Source organism: Streptomyces sp. NPDC101490 (assembly GCF_044767145.1).
GTDB lineage: Bacteria > Actinomycetota > Actinomycetes > Streptomycetales > Streptomycetaceae > Streptomyces.
Genome location: NZ_JBIWNI010000017.1, coordinates 94773 through 117819 on the forward strand (window position 1 = coordinate 94773; position 23047 = coordinate 117819).

Below are 23047 nucleotides of genomic sequence, written 5' to 3' on the forward strand. Positions count from 1 at the left end.
ATGGGAGGCGGCGGAGCGTCCCTCGCCCGTAGCGTCCGGCCACATGACTGTGATCGTCCGTGATGTGCGTTCCGAGGACGCCGAGGGGTTCGCCCGGGCCCGGCGCGCCGCCGTGCCCTTCATGCTCGCGACCGCCGAACAATGCGCCTTCGACTGGGCGCGCGCCCACCCGGAGGCCCATGCCCGTCCGCTCGTCGCCGTGACGGAGGACGGCGAGGTCGTCGGTACGGCCCAGCAGGGCATCGCCCATGACTCCCCCAAGCCCGGCGTCGGCTTCGTCAACGTCTACGTCGACCCCGCGCACCTGGGCCGGGGAGCGGGCACGCTGCTGCTCCGGGCCGCCGAGGAGCACCTGGCCGAGCGGGGCGCGACGACCCTGTACAGCTGGGTCCTGGACGCGCCGGAGAACCTGGCCTGGGCCGGGCGGCGGGGCTACTCCCCCAGCAGGTCCGCGTACTTCCTCCGGCTCGATCTGGCCTCGGCCGTACTGCCGCCGCTCCAGGCGCCGCCCGCCGGGGTCGAGCTGCTCACCGCCGAGGACTTCGCGGCCGATCTCCGGCCGCTGTTCGAGCTGGACGCGGTGACGACCGCCGACGAGCCGAGTGACGTGGGGTCGGATCTGGCCGACTTCGACCACTGGCGGGCGACCACCTGGGAGCATCCGCTGTTCGACCGGGCGCTGACGACGGTCGCGGTGGTGGACGGCGTGCCCGCCGCGTTCACTGCGGCGCAGACGGACGGGCTCGGCCGGTTCGGCACCGGGATGACGGGCACGGCGCCGGGGTTCCGGGGGCGCGGACTCGCCAAGCTCGTGAAGAACGCCTCGCTGCACCGGGCGCGCGCGGCGGGCTGCACGGAGGCGTTCACCGGGAACGACACGGAGAACGGGCCGATGCTGGCGATCAACAAGTGGTTCGGCTACCAGGTGGCCGCCCGGGAGGTGCGCCATGTCCGGACGCTCGGTTGAGATCACCCTGACGAAGGCCGGCCGGACGAAGATCCGTTACCCGGCCGAGGTGCTCGGGGAGCACGGTGACCGGCTCTCGGTCCGTGCCCCGTGGGCCGCCGAGGGGATACGGGACTTCGGTTTCGTGCGGTTCGAGCCGGGTGACGTCTTCGTGGAGCACTACTGGCGCGACCGCTGGTTCACGGTCAAGGAGGTGTGGTCCGCCGACGGCATCCGCAAGGGCTGGTACTGCGACATCACCCGGCCCGCCGTGATCGGGGAGGCGGGGGTGGTGGTCGAGGACCTGGACCTGGACCTGTGGGTGTCGGCGGACGGGAGCGAGGTGCTGCGGCTCGACGAGGACGAGTTCGCGGCGAGCGGGCTCGCCGCCTCCGACCCGGAGGCGGCGGAACGCGCCGTCGCCGCCCTGGACGCGCTGGCCGCCCTGGGACGCGAGGGCCTGACGGAACTCCTGGGCTGAGGGGGTTCCGGACGGGGTGCCGAGCGCCCGACGACCCCCGGCACCGGGCGGGCACCGGGAGGGGGTGTACCACCGCCGCCTCCCGGGCCGGGCCGGTCCCAGGGGGAGAGGCCGGCTTGGCCCGGTCCCTCCCCCGTCCGGGGCCCGGGGGCGTTCAGCCCAGCGTGACGGGGACCTCCTGTACGGCCCTGATCGTGGGGACCGGGAGGCCGTCCGGGCCGGTGGTGATCTGGGCGAGCGTGGCGCGCACCCGGGCGGGCCCCGGCCGGTAGGCGGGGTCCTTCACGACCCCCGTGTTGGTCCATGGGTGCGCGCGGCCGTCGCAGACGGCCCGGGTGCCGCCGATCCCGGCCGAGTGGCCCCCCTGCGTGAGGTTGGAACCGACGAGGACGGGGCCCGCGCCGTCGTCGAGGCAGCGGTAGGTCCCGGACAGGGTCACCGTGCCGTCCGCGCCGAGGATCCCACGGCTGTCGACGGTGACCGCGTCGGCGGCGGGAGCCCGCCCGCCACGTCCGGCCGGGTCGGCGGGGACGACCGGGCCGAGGGCCGGCAGGCCCTGGGCCGTTCCCCGGCCGAACGGGCCGTCATGGCCGGAGAGACCGCCGTGAACGAAAATGTCTTCCCTGCCGAAAGCACCTTCCCTGACGGAAGCGCTCTCCCGGCCGGAAAGGCCGTCGTGAGCGGAAAGGCCGTCGTGAGCGGAAAGGCCGTCGGCCCCTCCCGCGTGGGCGAGAGGGGCGACGGCTGCGGAGACGGCGAGCAGGGCGCCGGTGACGAGGACGCGTCGTACGCGCATGTGCGGGGTCCCTTCGGGGGTGGGGGGTGGTGCTGCCCGCCAGGGATATCGGGTCCGGCCGCCAGGTGTCTGAAACTCACCCCATTGCGGGCGAGTTGGCCGTATCCACCGCACATACCGTCGTACGGTCAGCTCGCGGAGCGGCGGCTCACCGCCTTCCGCACCAGCGGCCAGGCGAGCAGCAGCACGACGACCGTGTACACGGTGATCGAGAACGGCGTGTTCACCAGGCCCGTCACGGCGCCGTCGCTGATCTGGAGCGCGCGGCGGAGCTGCTGCTCGGCGGCCGGGCCGAGGATGACACCGATGACGGCCGGGAGCACCGGCAGCCCGTAGCGCCGCATCCCGAGCCCGATCAGACCGACGACCAGCAGGATGACCAGGTCGAGGGCCTCGCCGCCGACCGCGTACGCGCCGACCGCGGCGAAGAACAGGATGCCCGCGTAGAGGTAGGGACGCGGGATCTTCAGCAGCTTCGCCCAGACCGGGGCCAGCGGCAGGTTGAGCGCGAGCAGCAGCACCATGCCGACGAACAGCGAGGCGATGAGACCCCACACCAGCTCCGGCTCCCGCTCGAAGAGCAGCGGGCCCGGCTGGATGCCGTACTGCTGGAACGCGGCCAGCATCACGGCGGCGACGGCCGTGGTCGGCAGTCCGAGGGTCAGCATGGAGACGAGGGTGCCCGCCGCCGAGGCCGAGGCCGCCGCCTCCGGTCCCGCGACGCCCTCGATGGCGCCCTTGCCGAACTCCGCCTTGTGCTTCGACAGACGCTTCTCCGTGACGTACGAGAGGAACGTCGGGATCTCCGCGCCACCGGCCGGGATCGCGCCGAACGGGAAGCCGATGAGGGGACCGCGCAGCCAGGACTTCCAGGTGCGCCGGACGTCGTCCTTGCCGAGCCAGGGACGGCCGACCGGGATGGCCTCCCCGGTGGAGCGGCGCAGGTGCGCGGCGACCCACAGGGCCTCGCCGATGGCGAAGAGACCGACCGCGACGATGACGACGTCGATGCCGTCGGCGAGCTGGAGCGAGCCGAAGGTGAGGCGCTGCTGGCCCGTCATCTGGTCGAGGCCGACCAGTCCGATGGTGAGGCCGATGAGCAGGGAGGCCAGGCCACGGATGCGGGAGGAGCCGAGGACCGAGGTCACCGCGATGAAGGCGAGGACCATCAGGGCCAGGTAGTCGGGGGCGCCGATGTCGACGGCGAGCGCGGCGACCGTCGGCGCGAGCACGACGAGCAGGATCGTGCCGATCATGCCACCGGCGAAGTGCCCGATGGCGGCGGCGGCGAGCGCCTGCGCGCCCCGGCCCGACTTGGCCATCGGATTGCCCTCGATGGCGGCGACGACCGCCGCGCTCTCCCCGGGGGTGTTGAGGAGGATCGAGGTGGTGGAGCCGCCGAACATGGCCCCGTAGTAGATGCCCGCGAACATGATGAACGCGCCGGTCGGGTCGAGCCCGTAGGTGACGGGGAGCAGCAGGGCCACGGCCATGGCGGGGCCGATGCCGGGGAGGACGCCGATGGCGGTGCCGAGGAGCACGCCGAGGGCGGCCCACATCAGGTTCATCGGGCTCAGGGCGGTCCCGAAGCCGTCGATGAGGGAGTTGAGGGAATCCATGGGTCAGATCACTCCCATCAGCGGGCCGCCGGGCAGCGGTACGCCGAGCAGCTTGTCGAAGACGCCGTAGGCGAGGAGCGAGAGGCCGGCCGCGATCAGCGGGTCACGGTGGTAGTGACGGCTGCCGAGTGCGTAGGCCGCGCCCCAGAAGAGCAGTGCTCCGGCGACGGGGAAGCCGACGGGTCCGATGAGGACGGCGAAGGCGAGGAAGGCTCCGGCGAGGAGCAGGACGGTGCGCCAGTCGGCGGGTTCGGCCAGGTCGACGTCCTCGCCCGCCTCGGCCTCGCCCCGGCCGCCGCGCAGGACGTCCACGGAGAGCAGGACGGCGACGATCAGGAGTCCGAAGCCGACGACGAGGGGGACGGTGGCGGGGCCGATGGGACCCCTGCTCGCGAGGTCGGTGTCGAGGGTGAGGGCGTCGACGATGACGAGGGCACCCAGGAGGAACAGCAGGACGCCGACGCCGAGTTCGGAGCGCTCGCGCAGCCAGGAGCCCTTGGTGGCCCCGGTCTTCCCGCTCGCGGCCCCGGGGGTCTCGTCCGCCGAGGTCCCGCTCCCTGAGGTCCCGGTCGTGTTCTCGCCCTCCGTGCGGACGGGCTCGTCGCGGACGGCCTCGGTCTTCGCGTGGTCGCTCGTCGCGTGTTCGGTCTCCACGGTCTCGTTCTCCACGGCACCGCCGTTCGCGGGCTCGTTCTTCGCGGGGTCGTTCTTCGCGCTCACAGGCCCAGCTCCTTGAGGACGGAGCCGACCCGGCGGTCCTGCTCCGTGAGGAAGGCGCCGAACTCCTCGCCCGGCAGGAAGGCGTCGTTCCAGCCGTGGGTCTTCAGCGACTCCTTCCACTGCGGGGAGTCGCGCAGCTCGGTCACGAGGGTCACGAGCTTCTCGCGCTCGGCGTCGGAGAGTCCGGGCGGGGCGACGATGCCGCGCCAGTTGGTGAACTCGGTGTCGAGCCCGGCCTCGCGGAGGGTGGGGGCGTCGAGTCCGGGGACGCGCTGGGGGCCGGTGACGGCGAGGAGCCGCAGCTCCCCGGCCTTGATCTGGTCGAGGTACTCGCCGACGCCGGAGACGCCGAAGCCGACCTTGTTGCCGAGGATGGAGGCGAGGAGTTCGCCGCCGCCGTCGAAGGGGACGTAGTTGACGTCCTTCGGGGCGATCCCGGCGGCCTGCGCCATCAGCATCGGGGCGAGGTGGTCCGGGCCGCCGGGCGAGGAACCGCCGCCGACGGGGAGCTTGCCCGGGTCCTTCTTCCAGGCGGTGAGCAGCTCCTGGATGGTCTTGTACGGGGAGTCCTTGCCGACCACGACGATGTCCTGCTCTTCGGTGAGCCGGGCGATCGGGGTGGTGTCGGCGAGGGTACGGGGGGTGGCGTTGGTGTGAACGGCGCCGACGACGCCGAGCCCCATGGACATGGCGAGGCGGCCGTTGCCCCGTTCGCCGACGAGCCGGGTGAGGCCGACGGTGCCTCCCGCGCCCGGCAGGTTGAAGACCTCGATGTCGTCGGTGAGGCCCGCCTCCTCGGCGTTCTTGGCGGCGGTACGGGCGGTGATGTCGTAGCCGCCGCCGGGCGTGTTGGGAACCATGAAGCGCAGGCCGGGTATCCGGGTGCCGGAGTCGGAGCCACTGCCGATGCTGAGCAGTGGGGGACCCACCAGCACCAGGAGCGCGGCCCCGAGGAGGGCGAGGGGGGTGCGCAACCGCACGTGTGCCGCCTCTCAGGTAGAAGGGGAAGGGGGGTGTGAGGTGGCCCACATGTTGCCTGCGCGTTAAGAAGCTGTCTCTCTTCCGCAACCAACGGACGTTGTGGTCGTTGTGGTCGCGACCTAGCGTGGGTCGGTGTGACGAACGTGCTGGTGGTGGACGACGACTTCATGGTCGCCAAGCTGCACTGCCGCTATGTGTCGGTGGTGCCCGGATTCAGAGTGGCGGGGGTGGCGCACAGCGGGGCGGAGGCCCTGCGGGCGGCGGAGCGGCTACGGCCCGATCTGGTGCTGCTCGACGTCTTCCTGCCCGATATGGACGGAATCCGGGTGCTGCGGGAGATGCGGGCCGCGGGCCTGGCCACGGACGCGCTGTTCATCACGGCGGCCCGGGACGTGGGCACGATCCGCGAGGCGCTGCGGGCGGGGGCGCTGCACTATCTGATCAAGCCGTTCAACCAGGCGGCGCTGCACGAACAGCTGCGTCACGTGGCCTCGCTCCGCAACCGCCTCGACGAGCTCGACGAGGCGCGCCAGGAGGACGTCGACCAGATCTTCGGCACCCGGCCGCGCGGCTCCCGGGAGCTGCCGAAGGGACTGGCCGCCCACACGGCCGACCTGGTCGACTCGATCCTCCGCGCCCATCCGGCGGGCCTCTCCGCCACGGAGTGCGCGGAGGCGGGCTCCCTCTCCCGCGTCAGCGCCCGCCGCTACCTGGAGTACTTCGCCCAGACGGGCCGGGCGGAGATCACCCTGCGCTACGGCGGCACGGGCCGCCCGGAACGCCGGTACCGCCGCCTGGGGTGAGGGGGCGGGGCGGTGTTCCTCAGGCGTCGCTTACCGGCGCCTTAAAGCGACCCTAAGGATCTCCTTCCGCCCCGTTCCCGGGGCTCTTCCGCGTGGCCGGAGGGCTAGCTTGCTGGTCAACCCCCCATGTCGTCCCCCGTGAAGGAGCTGTCCCCCCATGACCTCTCGCCGTACCTCCGCCGCCGCCACCACGGTCGCGGTGTTCGCCCTGGCCGGGCTCTCGTCCGGTCCCGCGTCCGCGCACGGGTCGATGACCGATCCGGTGAGCCGGGTGTCGGCCTGCTACGCGGAGGGACCCGAGTCCCCGAAGTCGGCGGCGTGCAAGGCGGCGGTGGCGGCCGGCGGGCCCCAGGCGCTTTACGACTGGAACGGGGTGAACATCGCGAACGCCGCCGGGAAGCACCGGGAGCTGATCCCGGACGGCAAGCTGTGCAGCGCCGGGAACGACAAGTACCGGGGGCTCGACCTGGCGCGGGCCGACTGGCCCGCCAGCCCGCTGGCCGCCGGGGCGCACACCTTCCGCTACAAGGGCACGGCGCCGCACCGGGGTTCGTTCGCGCTGTACGTGACGAAGGACGGGTACGACCCGTCGAAGCCGCTGAAGTGGTCGGACCTGGAGGCGAATCCGTTCGCGAAGGTGACGGACCCCCGGATGGAGAGCGGTGACTACGTCTTCCGGGGGACGGTGCCGAAGAAGTCCGGACGGCACCTGATCTACTCGGTCTGGCAGCGCTCGGACTCCCCCGAGGCGTTCTACACCTGCTCGGACGTCGTGTTCGGGAAGGACAACGGCACCACGGCCCCGGCGCCGACCGCCTCCGCGCCCACCGACGAGCAGATCGAGGACGGCCAGGGCCAGTCCACGGTCGAGCACGGCGGGCACGGGGACGACGACGCGGCGACGGGCGCGGGCGCGACCGCCGCCGCGCCCACCCCGCAGCCGACCGTTCCGGCGGGCGGGGAGGACGGCAACCCGGCCACCACCGCGCCCAACGCCCCCGCACCGGCGGCCGGTTCGGGCACGGGCTCCGGCGAGGTGCTCGCCGAGACGGGCGGCGACGCCACCACCGCGTACCTGGCGGTGGGTGGCGCCGCCGTCCTGGCGAGCGGGGCGGCCCTGCTCTTCGCCGCCGCCCGCCGCCGCCGTTCGTAACGGGTCGCGGCCGGTCGTGGCCGGTCGGCCTAGCCGACCACGGACAGGCAGGTCGTCGGTGTGGCACGGGCCGGGTCGAGGGCGTTGGCCACCTCGTGGAAGGTGACCCGGTCCACCGTGCCGATGGCCACGTGCTCGGAGAGGTCGAGCGCACACTTGTCCTGGATGAGGACGTTGGTGACGTTCGGGCCGCTCAGGAACTGTGAGCGGTAGGGCGTGACGACCTCGTCGTACCGGGTCGCGATGACGTGGTAGCGGACGCCGGGCACGGTGTCCCCGCCCTCGTTGAGCCGGGTGAGGAACGGCGAGCCCGCGATCTGGTCGGCGAGGCCCGGCGTGGCGGAGCTGATCAGGTCCTTCGCGCCGGGGAAGTACGGGAGCAGTCCGGTGAGGCCGAGCAGGGTGGTGCCGTGGTTGTCGGGCGCGATGCCGACGAGCGCGTTCACCTTCTCGGCCCCGCCGAGGAACTTGAGGTACCAGCGGGGCATCATCCCGCCCTGGGAGTGTCCGACGAGGTCGGCCTCGGGGGCGCCGGTGGCGGCGAGGACCCGGTCGACGTACGTCTTGAGCTGTCCGGCGGACACGGAGATGGGCCCGAGTCCGTTGAAGAGGGGCACGCCCGGCAGCTGGCCGTAGTCGAGCGAGAAGACGCAGTAGCCCCGGGCGACCAGGTAGGGCGCGAGGCCCAGCCAGTTGTCGACGGAGTTGCCGAAGGTGCCGTGGACGAGGACGACCGGGCGCGGGTGGGCGGCCGACGGCTTGCAGGAGAAGTCGTTCCAGCCCCGGTCGACGGTCGCGGCGGCGGGCTGGGCGGAGGCGGCGGCGGTCGGCGCGAGCGTGGCGGCGGCGGTCAGGAGCAGGACGGACAGCGCTCTGACGGCCTGCTTCCAGGGGGTACGGGACAGCATCGGGCGTTCTCCTTGCGGCTCAAGGGGATGGTGGGGGTACGCCCTGCGGTCCGGACCACAAGTGGGGATGCGCGACAAGGCCGCGCTCCCGCCAAGCTACGCACCGGTAGTCTCGACCGGAAGTTACGCGTCGGTAAAAATTGACGTGTCGTCATGAACAATCACAGCAAGGCCCGTTGAGCACATCTCCGGGGCGGGCGTACGGGAGTCCCGCCGGGCGCGGACCCGACCCCGGCTCTCCCCCGCTCCCCTCTCGGCCGCCCCGCGCGGCTCACCCGTTCGGGCCCTTCCCGACTGCGGGCGGGGGCGGCGGGGCGGAGCCTGGGGGGCATGAGTCTCGTCGATGAACTGAGAAGCGCCGTCACTCCCCGAGCCGCCCTCCTGGTGATCGGCGTCTTCGCCCTCCAGCTGCTGTTCATCACCTCCTACGTCGGGGCGCTGCACCACCCGAAACCGAGGGACGTGCCCTTCGGCGTGGTCGCGCCGCAGGCGGTCGCCGGGCGGCTCGTGACGCAGCTGGACGGGCTGCCCGGCGGGCCGCTCGACGCCCGCGCGGTCGCCGACGAGGCCACCGCGCGGGACCAGATCCTGAACCGGGAGATCGACGGCGCGCTGCTCTTCGACCCGGTCGGCCGCACCGACACCCTGCTCGTCGCCTCCGGCGGCGGTACGGCGCTGTCCACGGCCCTGGACCGGATCGTCACCGGGGCGGAGGAGCTCCGGAACCGCTCGGTGCGGACGGTGGACGTGGCGCCCGCCTCCCGGGAGGACTTCAACGGGCTCTCGTCCTTCTACCTGGTCGTCGGCTGGTGCGTCGGCGGCTACATCTGTGCCGCGATCCTGGCGATCAGCGCCGGTTCCCGGCCCGCCAACCGGGAGCGGGCGGTCATCCGGCTCGGGGTGCTCGCCCTCTACTCGGTCCTCGGCGGGCTCGGCGGCGCGCTCATCGTCGGCCCGATCCTGGGCGCCCTGCCCGGCAGCGTCGCCGCCCTGTGGGGCCTGGGGGCCCTGGTGGTCTTCTCCGTCGGCGCGGCCACGCTCGCCCTGCAGTCGGTCTTCGGGATCGTCGGCATCGGCCTGGCGATCCTGATCGTGGTGGTCGCGGGCAATCCCAGCGCGGGCGGCGCCTTCCCGCTGCCGATGCTGCCGCCGTTCTGGAGCGCGATCGGACCCGCCCTGCCACCGGGCGCGGGCACCTGGGCGGCGCGCTCGATCGCGTACTTCAAGGGCAACGACATGACCGCGTCGATGCTGGTGCTCTCGGCCTGGGCGGTGGTCGGCACGGTGGTGACGCTGGTGGTGACCTCGGTGAAGCCGCCGCCGGAGCCGGAGGTCATCGCGGACGAGGTGGGCGCCCCGGACGGGGCACGGCCCTGACCCCGTACGGGAAGCGGGACCGCCCCTGATCCCCGTACGGGAGGCCGGTCCGCGCACCGCGAAGGGCCCCCGGCGCTCGCCAGCGCCGGGGGCCCTCCACCGTGGGGTCCTACTTGCCGTAGTACGCCCGGGTCATCAGTTCCTTCATGTCGTCGATCATCGGCATCCGCGGGTTGGCGGGCGCGCACTGGTCGGCGTAGGCGTTGACCGCCTGCTGGGGCAGGGCCTCCAGGAAGGCCGCCTCGTCGACGCCCTCCTCCTGGAAGGAGGCCGGGATGCCGCAGCGGGCCCTGAGGTCCTCCACCGCACGGGCGTAGGACTCCACGCCCTCCTCCGGCGTCGCGGCCGGGAGGCCCAGCATCCGGGCGATCTCCTGGAAGCGCTCGGGCGCCCGGTAGACCTCGGCCTTCGGCCACGGCACGGCCTTGTGGGTGACGGTGCCGTTGTGGCGGATCACGTGCGGGAGCAGCAGCGCGTTGGTGCGGCCGTGGGCGACGTGGAAGGTGTTGCCGAGGGTGTGGGCCATGGCGTGGACCAGGCCGAGGAAGGCGTTGGCGAAGGCCATGCCCGCGATGGTCGAGGCGTTGTGCATCTTCTCGCGGGCCTCGGGCGCCTTGGCGCCCTCCGTCACGCAGGTCTCCAGGTTCTGGAAGATCAGCTTGATGGCCTGGAGGCACTGGCCGTCGGTGAAGTCGTTCGCGTAGGCGGAGACGTACGCCTCGGTGGCGTGGGTCAGGGCGTCGAAGCCGGAGTCGGCGGTGACGGTGGGCGGGAGGTTCATCGGCAGCACCGGGTCGACGATGGCGACGTCGGGGGTGAGCGCGTAGTCCGCGAGCGGGTACTTCTGCGCCGCCGCCGGGTCGGAGATCACCGCGAAGGGGGTGACCTCGCTGCCGGTGCCCGAGGTGGTCGGGATCGCGACCAGCTTGGCCTTCTCGCCGAGCTTCGGGAAGCGGTAGGCGCGCTTGCGGATGTCGAAGAACTTCTCCTTGGTGTCCGCGAACTCGACCTCGGGCCGCTCGTACATCAGCCACATGATCTTCGCGGCGTCCATCGGGGAGCCGCCGCCGAGGGCGATGACGGTGTCCGGGCCGAACGCGCGCATGGCGGCGGCTCCGGCCTGCACGGTGGCGAGCTCCGGGTTGGGCTCGACGGAGTCGATGACCTGGATGGTGACCGGCTCCTCGCGTCCGTTGAGGATGTCGGTGATCTTCTGGACGAAGCCGATGGCGCTCATCGTCCGGTCGGTGACGATGGTGACCCGGTGGATGTCCTCCATCTCGCCGAGGTAGCGGATCGCGTTGCGCTCGAAGTAGATCTTCGGCGGCACCTTGTACCACTGCATGTTGTTGTTGCGCCGTCCGATCCGCTTGACGTTGATCAGGTTGACCGCGGTCACGTTGTTCGACACGGAGTTGTGTCCGTACGAGCCGCAGCCGAGCGTGAGCGAGGGGAGGAAGGAGTTGTAGACGTCGCCGATGCCGCCGAAGGTGGAGGGCGCGTTGACGATCACGCGGATCGCCTTGACCCGCTTGCCGAACTCCTCGGCCAGTGCCTCGTCCTCGGTGTGGATGGCGGCGCTGTGGCCGAGACCGTGGAACTCGACCATGCGGGCGGAGAGCTCCAGGCCGTGCTCGGTGGAGTCGGCCTTGAGGGCGGCCAGGATCGGGGAGAGCTTCTCGCGGGTGAGCGGCTCGGCCTCGCCGACCTCGGCGCACTCGGCGAGGAGGATGGAGGTGCCCTCGGGGACCTCGAAGCCCGCCTGCTCGGCGATCCACCGGGGGGACTTGCCGACGACGGCCGCGTTGAGCTTCGCACCGCCGCAGTTGGTGGCGTGGGCGGTGGTGCCGAAGACGTACTCCTCCAGCTTGGTCTTCTCGGCGGCGCTGACGACGTGCGCGCCGAGCCGTTCGAATTCGGCGATGCCCTCCTCGTACACCTCCCGGTCGAGGACGACGGCCTGCTCGGAGGCGCAGATCATGCCGTTGTCGAAGGCCTTGGAGAGCACGATGTCGTGGATCGCGCGCTGGAGCTTGGCGCTGCGGGTGACATAGGCGGGGACGTTGCCCGCGCCGACGCCGAGGGCGGGCTTGCCGCACGAGTAGGCGGCCCTGACCATCGCGTTTCCGCCGGTGGCGAGGATGGTGGAGACGCCCTCGTGGTTCATCAGGAGGCCGGTGGCCTCCATGGAGGGCTCCTCGATCCACTGCACACAGCCCTCGGGGGCGCCCGCGGCGACGGCGGCGTCACGGACGATCCGGGCGGCCTCGGCGGAGCAGTTCTGGGCGGAGGGGTGGAAGGCGAAGACGATCGGGTTGCGGGTCTTGAGGGCGATGAGCGCCTTGAAGATCGTGGTCGAGGTGGGGTTGGTGACCGGGGTCATCGCGCAGACGACGCCGACGGGCTCGGCGATCTCGGTGATGCCGTTCAGTTCGTCGCGGCGGATGACTCCGGCGGTCTTCAGACCGGCCATCGAGTGGGTGACGTGCTCGCAGGCGAAGAGGTTCTTGACGGCCTTGTCCTCGAACAGGCCGCGGCCGGTCTCCTCGACGGCGAGCTTCGCCAGGTCGCCGTGCGCGCTCAGCGCGGCGAGCGAGGCCTTCTTGACGATGTGGTCGACCTGCTCCTGGTCGAAGGTCTCGAACCGGTCGAGCGCCCCGAGGGCGTCCCGTACCAGTCCGTCCACCATCTCCTTGGCCTCCATGGCAGGTACTCCTTCTTCGGTCCCTTTTCGCTGATGCCTCCATTCGACACCCGTTGACCTGCGAAAAGGGGCGGAAAAGGGCCTCTGGGGAGGGGCCGGAAGTCCCTTTGTGAAAGGATTCACAAAGGCTTTCCGGCCCCCGTTCACCCCTCCGCTCAGAAGACGCTGACCCCGTAGGCGCTCAGCGCCTCCGTCACGGGCTGGAAGTACGTCGTGCCGCCCGTGGAGCAGTTGCCGCTGCCGCCCGAGGTGAGGCCGACGGCCCGGCTGCCCGAGTAGAGCGGGCCGCCGGAGTCGCCGGGCTCGGCGCAGACGTTCGTACGGATCAGACCGGAGACGATGTCGCCGCCGCCGTAGTTCACGGTGGCGTTGAGACCGGTCACCGAGCCGCTGTGGATGCCGGTGGTGGAGCCCCGGCGGGTGACGGACAGGCCGACCGTGGCGTTGACGGCGCTGGTGATGTCCACGCTGCCGACCGATCCGGACTTGACGATCGACGCGTTGGTGTACCGCACCAGACCGTAGTCGTCACCGGGGAAGCTCGATCCGGCGGTGGTCCCGAGCACGGTGGCGCGGGAGGAGTCGGCGTACCAGCTCCCGGCGCCGTCGGTGCAGTGCCCGGCGGTCAGGAAGAAGTAGTTCCCGGCGGCGTCGCGGACGTTGAAGCCCAGCGAGCAGCGCCAGCTGTCGGCGTAGGTCGCGTCGCCGCCGGAGATCAGCTTGCTGAGCTTGCCGGGGGTCCGTTCGACGCGGAGGGCGTCCGCGTTCGCCCCGGCGCGGCCCTTGATCCTCGCTATCTCCGCCGGGGTGACGGTGGAGTCGGCGGTGACCACCAGCCGGTCGGTGGCGGTGTCGACGTACCAGGCGGTGCCCGCCACGTCGGCGGCGCGGACGGCGTCACCGGTGGCGGCGAGCGCGGCGGCGCCGAAGGTACGGGGGCCGGTGTCCGCGGTGCCCGCGCTCGCGGTGGGGACGGCGAGTGCCGCGACGGCGGCGAGACCCGCCGTGACGGCGAGCAGCCGGATCGTTCTCGTGGGGGTGGTGCGCGTGGTCCTCACTTTTCGTTCCTCCCGAGGGGAATCGGGGGCCCGCCGTGGGGGGTCGGGCCCGTGAGGCGCGGCCTGGGGCCTGCGCTGTGGGGGAGTGTCGACGCGCACGACTTCACGTCGCAAGGGCACATTCCAGCCGTGGAGTTCTCAACTACCGCCGTTCACAACGGTGTTGGAGAGAAGAAGAGCCGACCGGGGGCCGACCGGGAGGAGATCCTCCCGTTCGGCCCCCGGTCGGCTCGCGCTCGGCCCCCGGTCGGCTCGCGGTCAGTGGGTGAGCTGCCGCCGCTCCCCCGCCGCGACGGCGGTGTCGAGCGTGTTCCCGGGCGGCGGGAACGGGCAGATGAAGTGGTCCGCGAAGGCGCACGGCGGCAGCAGCGCGCGGTTGAGGTCCACCGTCACCGAGCCGTCCGCCGCCGGGGCCGCCGGGCGCAGGAACCGGAAGCGGTAGCTGTCCCGTCCGCTGGTGGCGTCCGCGAAGACCGCCCACAGCGAGCCGTCCTCCTCGACGGCCACCTGAAGGGTGTGCTCACCGCCGTGCAGCTCGAAGACCAGTTCCCCGGCGAGCCCGAGACCGCGCTCGCGTCCGTCGGCGTTCTCCACCCGCACACTGCGCTCCGCCCCGTACGGACGGTAGACGCCGGGCACCACCCAGCGCTCGTCGTACGGGGTGGCCTCGATACCCAGGAAGGCGCTCCGGGCCTCGGAGCCGGGGTCGAAGTCGCGGACCGCCCACAGTCCTTCCCGGCGCAGCACCACGAGCCGTCTGCCGCCCGTGGCGACCCGCGAGGCGTGCACCGGGCCGTGGTCGGCGGCCAGCCGGACCGTACCGGTGAGGGGCTTGCCGTCGACGGTGATCCCGTCCTCGGCGCGGGCGCTGAGGAGCACCTCGCCGCCGTCCTCCCGCCACTCCCCCGGAACGGCCGGAATTCGCCCCTCCGGGAAGTCCGAGAGCCAGTAGGTGCCGGTGAGGGAGAGCGGACCGTACGAGGAGGAGACCGCGGCCTCCCGCTGCTCGTGCCAGTGCCGCCACCGCTCCGCCGCGTCCGCCGGTGTCTCCGGCGCCGGGTCCCGCTGTCGATCCGTGCTCATGGTGCTCAACCTTTCCATACGGGCTCGGGAAGCCCGAGGTGCGACCGCAGCGTGGTGCCGGAGTACTCCGTACGGAAGACCCCGCGCTCCTGGAGCAGCGGGACGACCCGGTCGACGAAGCCGTCGAGGCCGCCGGGGGTGAGGTGGGGGACGAGGATGAAGCCGTCGGCGGCCTCCGCCGCGACGAACTCCGTCAGGGCCGCGGCCACCGTCTCCGGGCTGCCGACGAAGGACTGCCTGCCGGACGTCTCGATGACGGTCTGCCGGATCGACAGGCCCTTGGCCTCGGAGAGCGCCCGCCACTTCCGGGCCACCGCCACCGGGTCGGCGACCCGCACCCGGCCCTGGACGAGCGCCGAGTCGGGGTCGGGGTCGATGTCGGGGAGCGGCCCGTCCGGGTCGAGGGCGGAGAGGTCGCGGCCCCAGATCTGTTCCAGGGCGAGGAGGGCGTTCTGCGGGGAGACCTGCCGGAGCCGGATCTCGGCGGCGTGCTCCTGCGCCTCGGCGTCGGTGTCGCCGAGGACGTACGTCACGGCTGGCATGATCTTCAGGTCGTCGGGCTCCCTTCCGTACCGGGCGAGCCGTCCCTTGACGTCGGCGTAGAACTCCCGGCCGGCCTCCAGGGTGGAGTGCCGGCTGAAGACCACGTCGGCGGCGGACGCGGCGAACTCCCGCCCCTCGGTGGAGTCCCCCGCCTGGATGACGACCGGGTGGCCCTGCGGGGAGCGCGGGACGGTGAACTCCCCCTCGATCCCGAACTGCGGGCCGTCGTGCGCGAAGGCGCGCGGGGTCCCGTCGGGGGACCAGGAGTCCCACAGCTCACGGGCGGTGGCGAGGAACTCGGCGGCCCTGGTGTACCGGTCGGCCCGGTCCAGGAAGCCGCCGCGCCGGAAGTTCTCCCCGGTGAAGGCGTCCGAGGAGGTGACGACGTTCCAGGCGGCCCGGCCCGCGCTGAGGTGGTCGAGCGAGGCGAACCTGCGGGCCAGCTCGAAGGGTTCGTTGAAGGTGGCGTTGACCGTGCCCGCGAGGCCGAGGTGTTCGGTGACGGCGGCGAGCGCGGTCAGGACGGTGAGCGACTCGGGGCGGCCGACGACGTCGAGGTCGTGGACGCGCCCGTTGTGCTCGCGCAGCCGCAGCCCCTCGGCCAGGAAGAAGAAGTCGAAGAGCCCGCGCTCGGCGGTCCTGGCCAGGTGGACGAAGGAGGAGAAGTCGATCTGCGAGCCGGAGCGCGGGTCGGCCCAGACGGTGGTGGAGTTGACGCCGGGGAAGTGCGCGGCGAGGTGGATGCGCCTGCGGCCGTTCGTGGTGCTCACGGGGTCGCTCCCGTCGTCGTGTACTGGCTGACCGGGCGGGGCAGCCCGAGGTGGTCGCGGAGGGTGGCGCCCTCGTGGGCGGTACGGAAGAGGCCCCGGGCCCTGAGCCGGTTCACCGTCTCGCCGGTGAACCGGGCGAGGTCCCGTTCGGGGTCCTCCGGCACGAGGTGGAAGCCGTCGATCGCGCCGCCGCCGTGCCAGCTCGCGATCAGTTCGGCGAGCGCGCCGGGCCCGTCCTCGTACGTGCCGGGGCCGACGGTGGCCGAGAGCAGGACGCGCAGCCGGTCCGGGTCACGGCCGTGGGCGCGGGCGCCCTGCCGCAGTTCGGTGCGCAGGGCCGCCGCCTCCTCGGCGGACGCGGCCCTGACCAGGGCCACGTCGGCGTGCTGGGCGGCGGTGTCCCGGGCGGCGGGACGGGTGGCGTCGACGACGGTCACCGGGTTGCCCTGCGGGGGCCGGGGGACGATCGAGGGGCCCTTGACGGAGAAGGCCGAGCCCTGGAAGTCCACGTGGTGCAGCTTGCGGCGGTCGACGAACCGGCCGGTCGCCGTGTCCCGTATCTCGGCGTCGTCCTCCCAGCTGTCCCAGAGCTTCCGGGCGACCTCGGCGACCTCACCGGCCTCCTGCCACAGTTCGGCGGCGGGCGGCGCGGGGCGGCGCCCGAAGAGCCGGGCCTCGGTCCCGGTCGGGGAGACCGCGATCCGCCAGCCCGCCCGGCCCCGGCTCACCCAGTCGAGGGTGGCGACGGCGGCCTGGACGTGGAAGGGCTCGGTGTGGGTGGTGGTCACGGTCGGCACCAGGCCGATGGAACGGGTCTCCGGGGCGATCCGGGCGAGGATGGCGAGCGCGTCGAGACCGGGCCGGGCGAAGGAGTCGTCATGGGTGAGGAAGTCGAGCGCGGCGGCCTCGGCGAGCCGGGCGAGCGCGGCGGTCCGGGCGGCGGCCGTCGCCGCACCGGCGGCGGTACCGGCGGCGGAGGTCCCCGCGGCCGGGGTGAGTTCGGCGGCGAGGTGCAGCGGCCGGACGCGGGGCCCAGGGCCGGGACGGGAAGCGGAAGGGGGTGCTGTGGTCATGCGGTCTCTCTCGGTACGGGGCCCTGGGGGCGGGCGGCCCGGGGGTGGGTGCCGGGGGCCCGGGGGCCGGGTCTCAGGGTCCGAGACCCGGCCCCCGGGGCCGAGGACGGGCGGGCCGGGGGCCGGTCGGCACGGGCCACGGTCGGCGGCGAGACGCGGTCGGCACGTGCCCCCGTCCGGTGTCCGCCCGTCCCCGGGGCCCCCGTCGACGGGTCAGTTCTTGGTGCGGGGCAGGCCGGGAGGGTTGATCTCCGACTTCGCCACGGCCTCGCCGTCCAGGCCCCAGCGCTTGAGGACCTGGGCGTAGGTGCCGTTCTCGATGAGGTGGTCGATCGCGGCGGCGTAGGCGGCGACGAGTCCGCTGTCCTTCTTCGTGGTGGCGGCGATCTTGCCCTGGAGTCCGGCGCCCGCGCCGGAGAACTTGCCGACGGCCTCGGTCTGTCCGGCGGTGGCCACGTGGTAGGCCACGGTGGGGTTGGGGCCGAGGTAGCCGTCGATGCGGCCGGACTGGAGGGCGAGGTAGTAGTCGGTGGTGTTGTCGTAGTACTTGATGTCGACGCCCTTGCGGCCGGCCTTCTCGTTCTGCTGCGACCAGTCGACGAGGATCTTCTCCTGGTTGGTGCCGGTGCCGACCGCGATCCGCTTGCCGGAGACGTCCTCCGGTCCCTTCACCTTCCAGCCGGACCCCTTCTTGGCCTCGAAGGCGAGGTCGTCCAGGCGGTAGGTGGCGAAGTCGTACTTGTCCTTGCGCTCCTCGGTGACGGTGACGTTGGAGAGGACGCCGTCGTACTTGCCGCTGTCGAGGCCGACGAAGAGGTTCTCCCACGACACCGCGTTGAACTCGGGCTTCAGGCCGAGGGCGTCGGCGATCAGGGTGGCGAGGTCGAGCTCGACGCCGATCAGCGTCGTGTCGTCGGTGGCGCGGAAGGCGAGCGGCGGGTTGCTCTTGGCGGAGACGCCGAGGATCAGGGTGCCTCTCTTGCGGACGGACTCGGGGAGCTTGGCGGCGAGGGCGTCCACCTTGGCGGTGTGGACGCGCTTCTGGTCCGGGCCCAGATTGATGCCGCCGCCCTTGTGGCCCTCGGGCTTGACGGTGTCGATGGCGGCGTCTCCCGAGCCGCAGGCGGTGAGGACCCCGAGGGCGGTGAGCGAGGCGAGGGCGGTGAGAACGGTGCGACGGGTCTTCACGGCAGTGCTCCTGTACTGGGAAAAGGGAAACGCGGAGAGCGGAGAGCGGAAAGAGGACAGAGACGAGAGGCGGGAGGGCGGGAGGCGGGAGGGCGGGAGAGGAGGGAGGACGGAGAGGAGGGGGACGGGAAGGAAGGCGGAGGGGCGAGGCGGAGGTCAGAGGACCTTGGAGAGGAAGGCGCGGGTGCGCTCGTGGAGCGGGCTTTCGAGGACCTCGGCGGGCGGGCCCTGTTCGACGATCCGGCCCTCGTCCATGAAGACCACCGTGTCGGCGACCTCGCGGGCGAAGCCGATCTCATGGGTGACGACGATCATGGTGGTGCCGGAGGCCGCGAGGTCCTTGATGACGTCGAGCACCTCGCCGACCAGTTCGGGGTCGAGCGCGGAGGTCGGCTCGTCGAAGAGGAGCAGTCCGGGTTCGAGGGCGAGGGCGCGGGCGATGGCGACCCGCTGCTGCTGTCCGCCGGAGAGCTGCTTGGGGTACGCCCGCGCCTTGTCGGCGAGCCCGACGCGTTCGAGCAGGGCGAGGGCCGCCGCCTCGGCGTCCTTGCGGGGGCGCCCGAGGGCCGAGACGGGCGCCTCGACGATGTTCTCCAGGACGGTGAGGTGCGGGAAGAGGTGGAAGTTCTGGAAGACGAAGCCGATGCGGGTGCGCTGCTTGAGGATGTCCCGTTCCCGCAGCTCGTACAGCTTGTTCCCGGAGCGGCGGTAGCCGACGAGCGTGCCGTCGACGCTGACGGTGCCGCTGTCGACCTTCTCCAGGTGGTTGATGGTCCGCAGCAGGGTGGACTTGCCGGAGCCGGAGGGGCCGAGGACGACGGTGACCTCGCCCGCGCGGACGTCGAGGTCGATGCCCCGCAGGACGTGGAGGGCGCCGAAGCGCTTGTGGACGGAGCGGATCTCGACCTTGGCGGTGGTGCCGGGAGTGGTGGTGCCGGGGGCGGTCGCCGGTTCCCCGGTGGTGGTGGCGTCGGCGGTGACGGAGCTCATCGGGTGCTCCCCTTCGCGTAGTGGCGTTCGACGTAGTGCTGGACGACGGAGAGCGCGGTGGTGAGCAGGACGTACCAGGCGGTGGCGACCATGAGCAGCGGGACGACCCGGCCGTTGCGGCCGTAGACGACCTGGACCTGGTAGAAGAGTTCGCCGATCGCCATGACGGAGACGATCGAGGTGCCCTTGAAGAGCGAGATGATCTCGTTGGCGGCGTTGGGCAGGATCGAGCGCATGGCCTGCGGGAGCACGATCCGGCGCAGCTGCCGGAACCTGGGGATGCCGAGCGAGGCGGCGGCCTGGAGCTGGCCCTCCTCGACGGCGAGGACTCCGCCGCGGACGATCTCCGCCGCGTACGCCGCCTGGTGCAGGGCGAGTCCGAGGACGGCGGCGCTCATCTCGCCGACCAGGCCCATGGTGTCGAAGGAGAGGAAGCTCGGCCCGAAGGGGATGCCGATGCTCAGCTCCTTGTAGAGGTAGGCCAGGTTGAACCAGAAGAGCAGCTGGACGATGAGCGGGATCGAGCGGAAGGCCCAGATGTAGCCGAAGGCGACGGTCCGCAGGAACGGGCTGGCCGACAGGCGCATGAAGGCGAGCACCATGCCGAGGGCGAAGCCGAGGGCGGTGCCGTAGAAGGTGAGCTGGAGGGTGACCCAGACGGCCCGCAGGATGGTCTCGGTGGTGAAGAAGGCGGCGAAGACGTTCCATTCCCAGCCGGGGTTGGTGACGAGCCCGTGGACGAACTGGACGAGCAGGACGGCGGTGACGGTCACGGCCACCCAGCGCCAGGGGTGGCGGACGGGCACGACGACGAGTTCCCCGGGGGCGGCGGGCCCGGAGGGTGCCGACGGGTCCTTCGTACGGAGGTCGGTGGCGGGCGGATCGCTGGTGAGAGACATGGCGGTTCCTCGGAGGGATGGGGTGCGGGCGGCGCGGGATCAGGCGCTCAGCGGGACGGGGAGCCGGCGTTCCCGGTCGCGCAGGAGGGTCAGGGCGGCCCGTGCGGTGACGTCGTTCTGCCCGAAGGCGACCCCGCCGGTACGGGGGCGGCTGAAGGCGCTGCCGGTGCGGGCGGTGGTGTGCGGGCCGAGGGCGAAGCGGCGCGGGTGGGGGCGTCCGTCGCGTTCCAGGAGGCGGCCGTCGACGGGGTCGACGACGAGGAGGCCCGCCGCGGTGGCCCGTGCCCCTTCCTCGTACAGGCCCCGGAGCAGCGGGCTGCCGGTGTGTTCGAGGGTGGGGTCGGGTATCCGGGCCTCGACGAGGGCACGGGCTTCGGTCCACTCGCCCGGCAGGGCGCGGGATTCGGCGCGGAAGAGGCCGCGTTCCTCGTCGGCCTCGACGGTGACACCCGGGCCGAGGAAGCGGACGAGTCCGGCGCGGGAGAGCGCGAGGAGCTGGTGGAGCCGGGGGCCGGGCGGGCCGGAGGCGAAGTAGCTGAAGAAGCCGTGCCACCAGGGCCCGGGGTCCAGTTGCTTGCCGAGCCGCAGGAGCTGTCCGTAGACGGAGAGGAGCCCGGCGAAGACGGCGGCGTCGGCGCTGTGGGCGGGGTCGTGGCGCCGGGTGACGTCCTGGGTGATGTAGGCGCGCAGACCGTCCTGGAGGGCTTCGGCGGAGTCGTAGCGCAGACCGGCGAGGGGGTGGTCGAGGGTGTCCGGGTCCAGCCGGTCGGCGGGGTCGGGGACGGCGGCGGCGACGAGCGCGGTGACCTCGGCGCCGAGCGGCGGGGCTTCGGCGTAGGCCCGTTCGAAGTCGGTCCAGGCGAGCGCGGTCCGTTCGGGGTGGGTGGAGAAGAGCCGGTGGTAGTGGGCCCAGCCGAGTTCCTTGGCGATGAGCGGCCACACGTCGCGCCGGAAGTCGACCGGGCCGCCGCGCCGGAGCAGGGCGTCGGTCTGTTCGGGCCCGAAGAAGCGGGGCAGCGGGGGCCGTTCGCCGTCGAGGCGGTAGCCGATCTTGGAGTGGTACGGGACTCCGCGCCGGGAGCCGACGTGCAGGACGGGTTCCCTGCCGGAGGGCACGTAGACGAGCGTCTCGCCCTCGCCCTCGTAGCGTCCGCCGCGGCCCTCGGTGAGCAGCACCATCAGGTCGACGAAGGCGAGGCCGAAGCCCCGGACGAGGACGGGTTCGCCCGCGGGCAGGGCGGTGAGGTCGGCGTCGGCGGTGAAGTCCGGCGGCAGGTGGAGGAGGCGGTGCCGGGCGGCGAAGTCGGTCAGGGCGCGCTGTTCGGCGTCGGGCCGGGCGTCGAGGTGGCCGACGGTGAGGACGACGAGGTCGGCCGGGAGGGGGGCGGCGTGGCCGTCGAGCCAGACCCGCTGGCGGCCGTCGCGGGGGCCGCCGACGCGCAGCGCGGTGGTGCGGTGCTCGTGGACGGTGACGGAGGCGGGCAGGGCGGCGCGGGCCCGCTCGTACACCCAGCGCAGATAGGCGCCCTGCTGGGGGCGGCCGGCGAAGTGCCGGCCGTCGAGGCCGGCCCATTCGGCGAGGGTGGGCCCGGGGCTGACGGGTCCTTCCATGGCGACGGTCTCGTCGGTGAACATCGTGACGTCCTCGGCCTGGGAGTTCATCCAGAGCAGCGGGGACTGCGCGGTGCGCCAGATGCGGCCGGGGCCCGGCGGGTGCGGGTCGACGAGGTGCACGTCGAGGGGGGTGTCGCCGTACAGCTCGGGCAAGTTGGCGGCGAGCCGTTCGAGGAAGCCGGTGCCGCGCGGCCCGGCTCCCACGATCACGATCGAGGCGCGGGGGCTCATCGGGCACCCGCCGTGCCGCGCGCGTAGCGCTTCTCGACGTAGTGCTGGCCGATGCCGAGGACGGAGGTGACGGCGACGTACCAGAGGGTGGCGACGAGGAGCAGCGGGACGACCTCGTACGTGCGGTGGTAGATCAGCTGGGTGGAGTACAGCAGGTCCTGCACGGCGATGACGGAGACGATCGAGGTGCCCTTGAGGGTGCCGATCAGCATGTTCCCGGCGGGCGGGACGATGGCGGGCATGGCCTGCGGGAGCACGATCCGGCGGAGCCTGCGCCACCGGCCGAGGCCGAGGGACTGGGCGGCCTCCAGCTGGCCCCGGTCGACGGAGAGGATGCCTCCGCGCACGACCTCGGCGGCGTAGGCGGCCTCGTGCAGGGTGAGGCCGATGACGGCGACGGAGACCGGGCCGAGCAGGTTGACCGTGCTGACGCCGAGGATCTGCGGGTAGAGCGCCCCGATGTTGAACCAGAAGAGGAGCTGGACGAGGATCGGGGTGGACCGGAAGAACCAGACGTAGCCCCAGCTGACCGCGCGGAGAACCGGGTTGGCGGAGAGCCTGAGGACGGCGAGCAGGGTGCCGAGGGCGAAGCCGAGGGCCATCACCAGGGCGGTCAGCCACAGGGTGAGGCCGAGGCCGCGCAGGACGGACGCCGAGGTGAAGTAGTCGGCGACGACGTCCCACTGGAAGGCCCTGTTGTTGACGACGGAGACGAGTCCGAGGGCGAGGAGGACGAGGACGGCTCCGGCGGCGGTCCACTGCCCGGCGCGGCGGGCGGGGACGATCCGCGGGGCCGGTTCGTCGGGGGGCGGTTCCCCGGCCGTCCCGGCGGGGGCGGTGAGCGTGGCGAGGGGTGTCGGCATGCGAAGGCTCCGTGGATGCCAGGGGGCGGATCGAACACGGGAGTGCGAACGGGAACGCACGGTGGCGTTCGTCCGGGAATCCGGATGGCGACGCACGGCGGCGCCGGTCCGGGAGTGCGCCTTCACACGCACGGCGAGCGATGAGCGCGGAGCCGGGCCCCTCAGCCCGATGTCCGCCCTGTGAGGCTACGGCCGTCGAGCGGAGGCTTGTCAAGTCCGTCCGGAATATGAGCTGTTCGTCTCGTGC

At 72.5% G+C, this 23047-nt stretch carries 20 protein-coding genes; 5 read left to right on the forward strand and 15 right to left on the reverse strand.

Annotated features, from left to right (window positions below; translation table 11 throughout):
- Positions 1-43: 43 nt before the first annotated feature.
- Complete coding sequence (locus tag ACIRQY_RS26040; RefSeq protein WP_403929856.1) at positions 44-967, forward strand: GNAT family N-acetyltransferase; 924 nt, start codon at positions 44-46, stop codon at positions 965-967.
- Positions 948-1427 carry a DUF402 domain-containing protein gene (locus tag ACIRQY_RS26045; RefSeq protein WP_403929859.1) on the forward strand — a complete coding sequence of 160 codons (480 nt, stop codon included), beginning with the start codon at positions 948-950 and terminating at the stop codon, positions 1425-1427. The genes ACIRQY_RS26040 and ACIRQY_RS26045 overlap by 20 nt, the downstream gene beginning before the upstream one ends.
- Before the next feature lie 154 nt (positions 1428-1581).
- Here ACIRQY_RS26045 and ACIRQY_RS26050 read toward each other — a convergent pair whose 3' ends face one another.
- The 4 genes from ACIRQY_RS26050 to ACIRQY_RS26065 all read right to left on the reverse strand — a co-directional run bounded on the left by ACIRQY_RS26050 (position 1582) and on the right by ACIRQY_RS26065 (position 5542).
- Entirely contained in the window at positions 1582-2223 is a 642-nt protein-coding gene (locus ACIRQY_RS26050; protein ID WP_403929862.1) for a DUF6299 family protein, read from the reverse strand.
- A 128-nt stretch (positions 2224-2351) separates the two neighbouring features.
- On the reverse strand, positions 2352-3842 hold the full coding sequence (locus ACIRQY_RS26055) for a tripartite tricarboxylate transporter permease (protein WP_351788893.1): 1491 nt from the start codon (positions 3840-3842) through the stop codon (positions 2352-2354).
- A gap of 3 nt (positions 3843-3845) precedes the next feature.
- Entirely contained in the window at positions 3846-4328 is a 483-nt protein-coding gene (locus ACIRQY_RS26060; RefSeq protein WP_351789035.1) for a tripartite tricarboxylate transporter TctB family protein, read from the reverse strand.
- Between the two features lie 230 nt (positions 4329-4558).
- Positions 4559-5542 (reverse strand): tripartite tricarboxylate transporter substrate binding protein, encoded by a 984-nt coding sequence (locus tag ACIRQY_RS26065; protein WP_351788896.1) that lies wholly within the window; start codon positions 5540-5542, stop codon positions 4559-4561.
- Positions 5543-5677: 135 nt separating this feature from the next.
- Here ACIRQY_RS26065 and ACIRQY_RS26070 point away from each other — a divergent pair, with 135 nt between their 5' ends.
- Positions 5678-6346, forward strand: coding sequence for a response regulator (locus ACIRQY_RS26070; protein ID WP_351788899.1), 669 nt, complete (start codon positions 5678-5680; stop codon positions 6344-6346).
- Positions 6347-6503: 157 nt separating this feature from the next.
- A complete protein-coding gene (locus ACIRQY_RS26075) occupies positions 6504-7499 on the forward strand; it encodes a lytic polysaccharide monooxygenase (protein ID WP_403929866.1) in 996 nt (331 codons plus the stop codon).
- A gap of 29 nt (positions 7500-7528) precedes the next feature.
- Here the strand turns inward: ACIRQY_RS26075 and ACIRQY_RS26080 are convergent, their stop codons facing one another.
- Complete coding sequence (locus tag ACIRQY_RS26080; protein ID WP_403929869.1) at positions 7529-8407, reverse strand: esterase/lipase family protein; 879 nt, start codon at positions 8405-8407, stop codon at positions 7529-7531.
- A gap of 330 nt (positions 8408-8737) precedes the next feature.
- Between ACIRQY_RS26080 and ACIRQY_RS26085 the strand changes: the two genes are divergently transcribed.
- The gene (locus tag ACIRQY_RS26085; RefSeq protein ID WP_351788910.1) at positions 8738-9784 is read left to right on the forward strand and encodes a DUF3533 domain-containing protein; all 1047 of its coding nucleotides are present in this window, start codon (positions 8738-8740) and stop codon (positions 9782-9784) included.
- A gap of 109 nt (positions 9785-9893) precedes the next feature.
- On the opposite strand, the gene adhE is transcribed toward ACIRQY_RS26085, so the two are convergent.
- The 10 genes from adhE to ACIRQY_RS26135 form a co-directional block, all read right to left on the reverse strand.
- The gene (gene adhE / locus ACIRQY_RS26090; RefSeq protein ID WP_351788913.1) at positions 9894-12488 is read right to left on the reverse strand and encodes a bifunctional acetaldehyde-CoA/alcohol dehydrogenase; all 2595 of its coding nucleotides are present in this window, start codon (positions 12486-12488) and stop codon (positions 9894-9896) included.
- Between the two features lie 155 nt (positions 12489-12643).
- Positions 12644-13546, reverse strand: coding sequence for a S1 family peptidase (locus tag ACIRQY_RS26095; protein ID WP_403929873.1), 903 nt, complete (start codon positions 13544-13546; stop codon positions 12644-12646).
- Positions 13547-13804: 258 nt separating this feature from the next.
- A complete protein-coding gene (locus tag ACIRQY_RS26100) occupies positions 13805-14629 on the reverse strand; it encodes a DUF1684 domain-containing protein (protein WP_403929876.1) in 825 nt (274 codons plus the stop codon).
- A gap of 5 nt (positions 14630-14634) precedes the next feature.
- Positions 14635-15915, reverse strand: a complete 1281-nt coding sequence (locus tag ACIRQY_RS26105; protein WP_403929979.1) for an NtaA/DmoA family FMN-dependent monooxygenase — start codon at positions 15913-15915, stop codon at positions 14635-14637.
- 23 nt (positions 15916-15938) lie between these two features.
- The gene (locus ACIRQY_RS26110) at positions 15939-17015 is read right to left on the reverse strand and encodes an LLM class flavin-dependent oxidoreductase (protein WP_403929878.1); all 1077 of its coding nucleotides are present in this window, start codon (positions 17013-17015) and stop codon (positions 15939-15941) included.
- A gap of 213 nt (positions 17016-17228) precedes the next feature.
- Positions 17229-18203, reverse strand: coding sequence for an ABC transporter substrate-binding protein (locus ACIRQY_RS26115; protein ID WP_351788923.1), 975 nt, complete (start codon positions 18201-18203; stop codon positions 17229-17231).
- Between the two features lie 156 nt (positions 18204-18359).
- Positions 18360-19193 (reverse strand): amino acid ABC transporter ATP-binding protein, encoded by an 834-nt coding sequence (locus tag ACIRQY_RS26120; protein WP_403929882.1) that lies wholly within the window; start codon positions 19191-19193, stop codon positions 18360-18362.
- A complete protein-coding gene (locus ACIRQY_RS26125; protein WP_351788929.1) occupies positions 19190-20092 on the reverse strand; it encodes an amino acid ABC transporter permease in 903 nt (300 codons plus the stop codon). Before ACIRQY_RS26125 ends, ACIRQY_RS26120 begins: the two co-directional genes overlap by 4 nt.
- A 39-nt stretch (positions 20093-20131) precedes the next feature.
- A complete protein-coding gene (locus ACIRQY_RS26130; protein ID WP_403929885.1) occupies positions 20132-21937 on the reverse strand; it encodes an FAD/NAD(P)-binding protein in 1806 nt (601 codons plus the stop codon).
- Positions 21934-22800 carry an amino acid ABC transporter permease gene (locus tag ACIRQY_RS26135; RefSeq protein WP_351788935.1) on the reverse strand — a complete coding sequence of 289 codons (867 nt, stop codon included), beginning with the start codon at positions 22798-22800 and terminating at the stop codon, positions 21934-21936. Before ACIRQY_RS26135 ends, ACIRQY_RS26130 begins: the two co-directional genes overlap by 4 nt.
- Between the last annotated feature and the right edge of the window lie 247 nt (positions 22801-23047).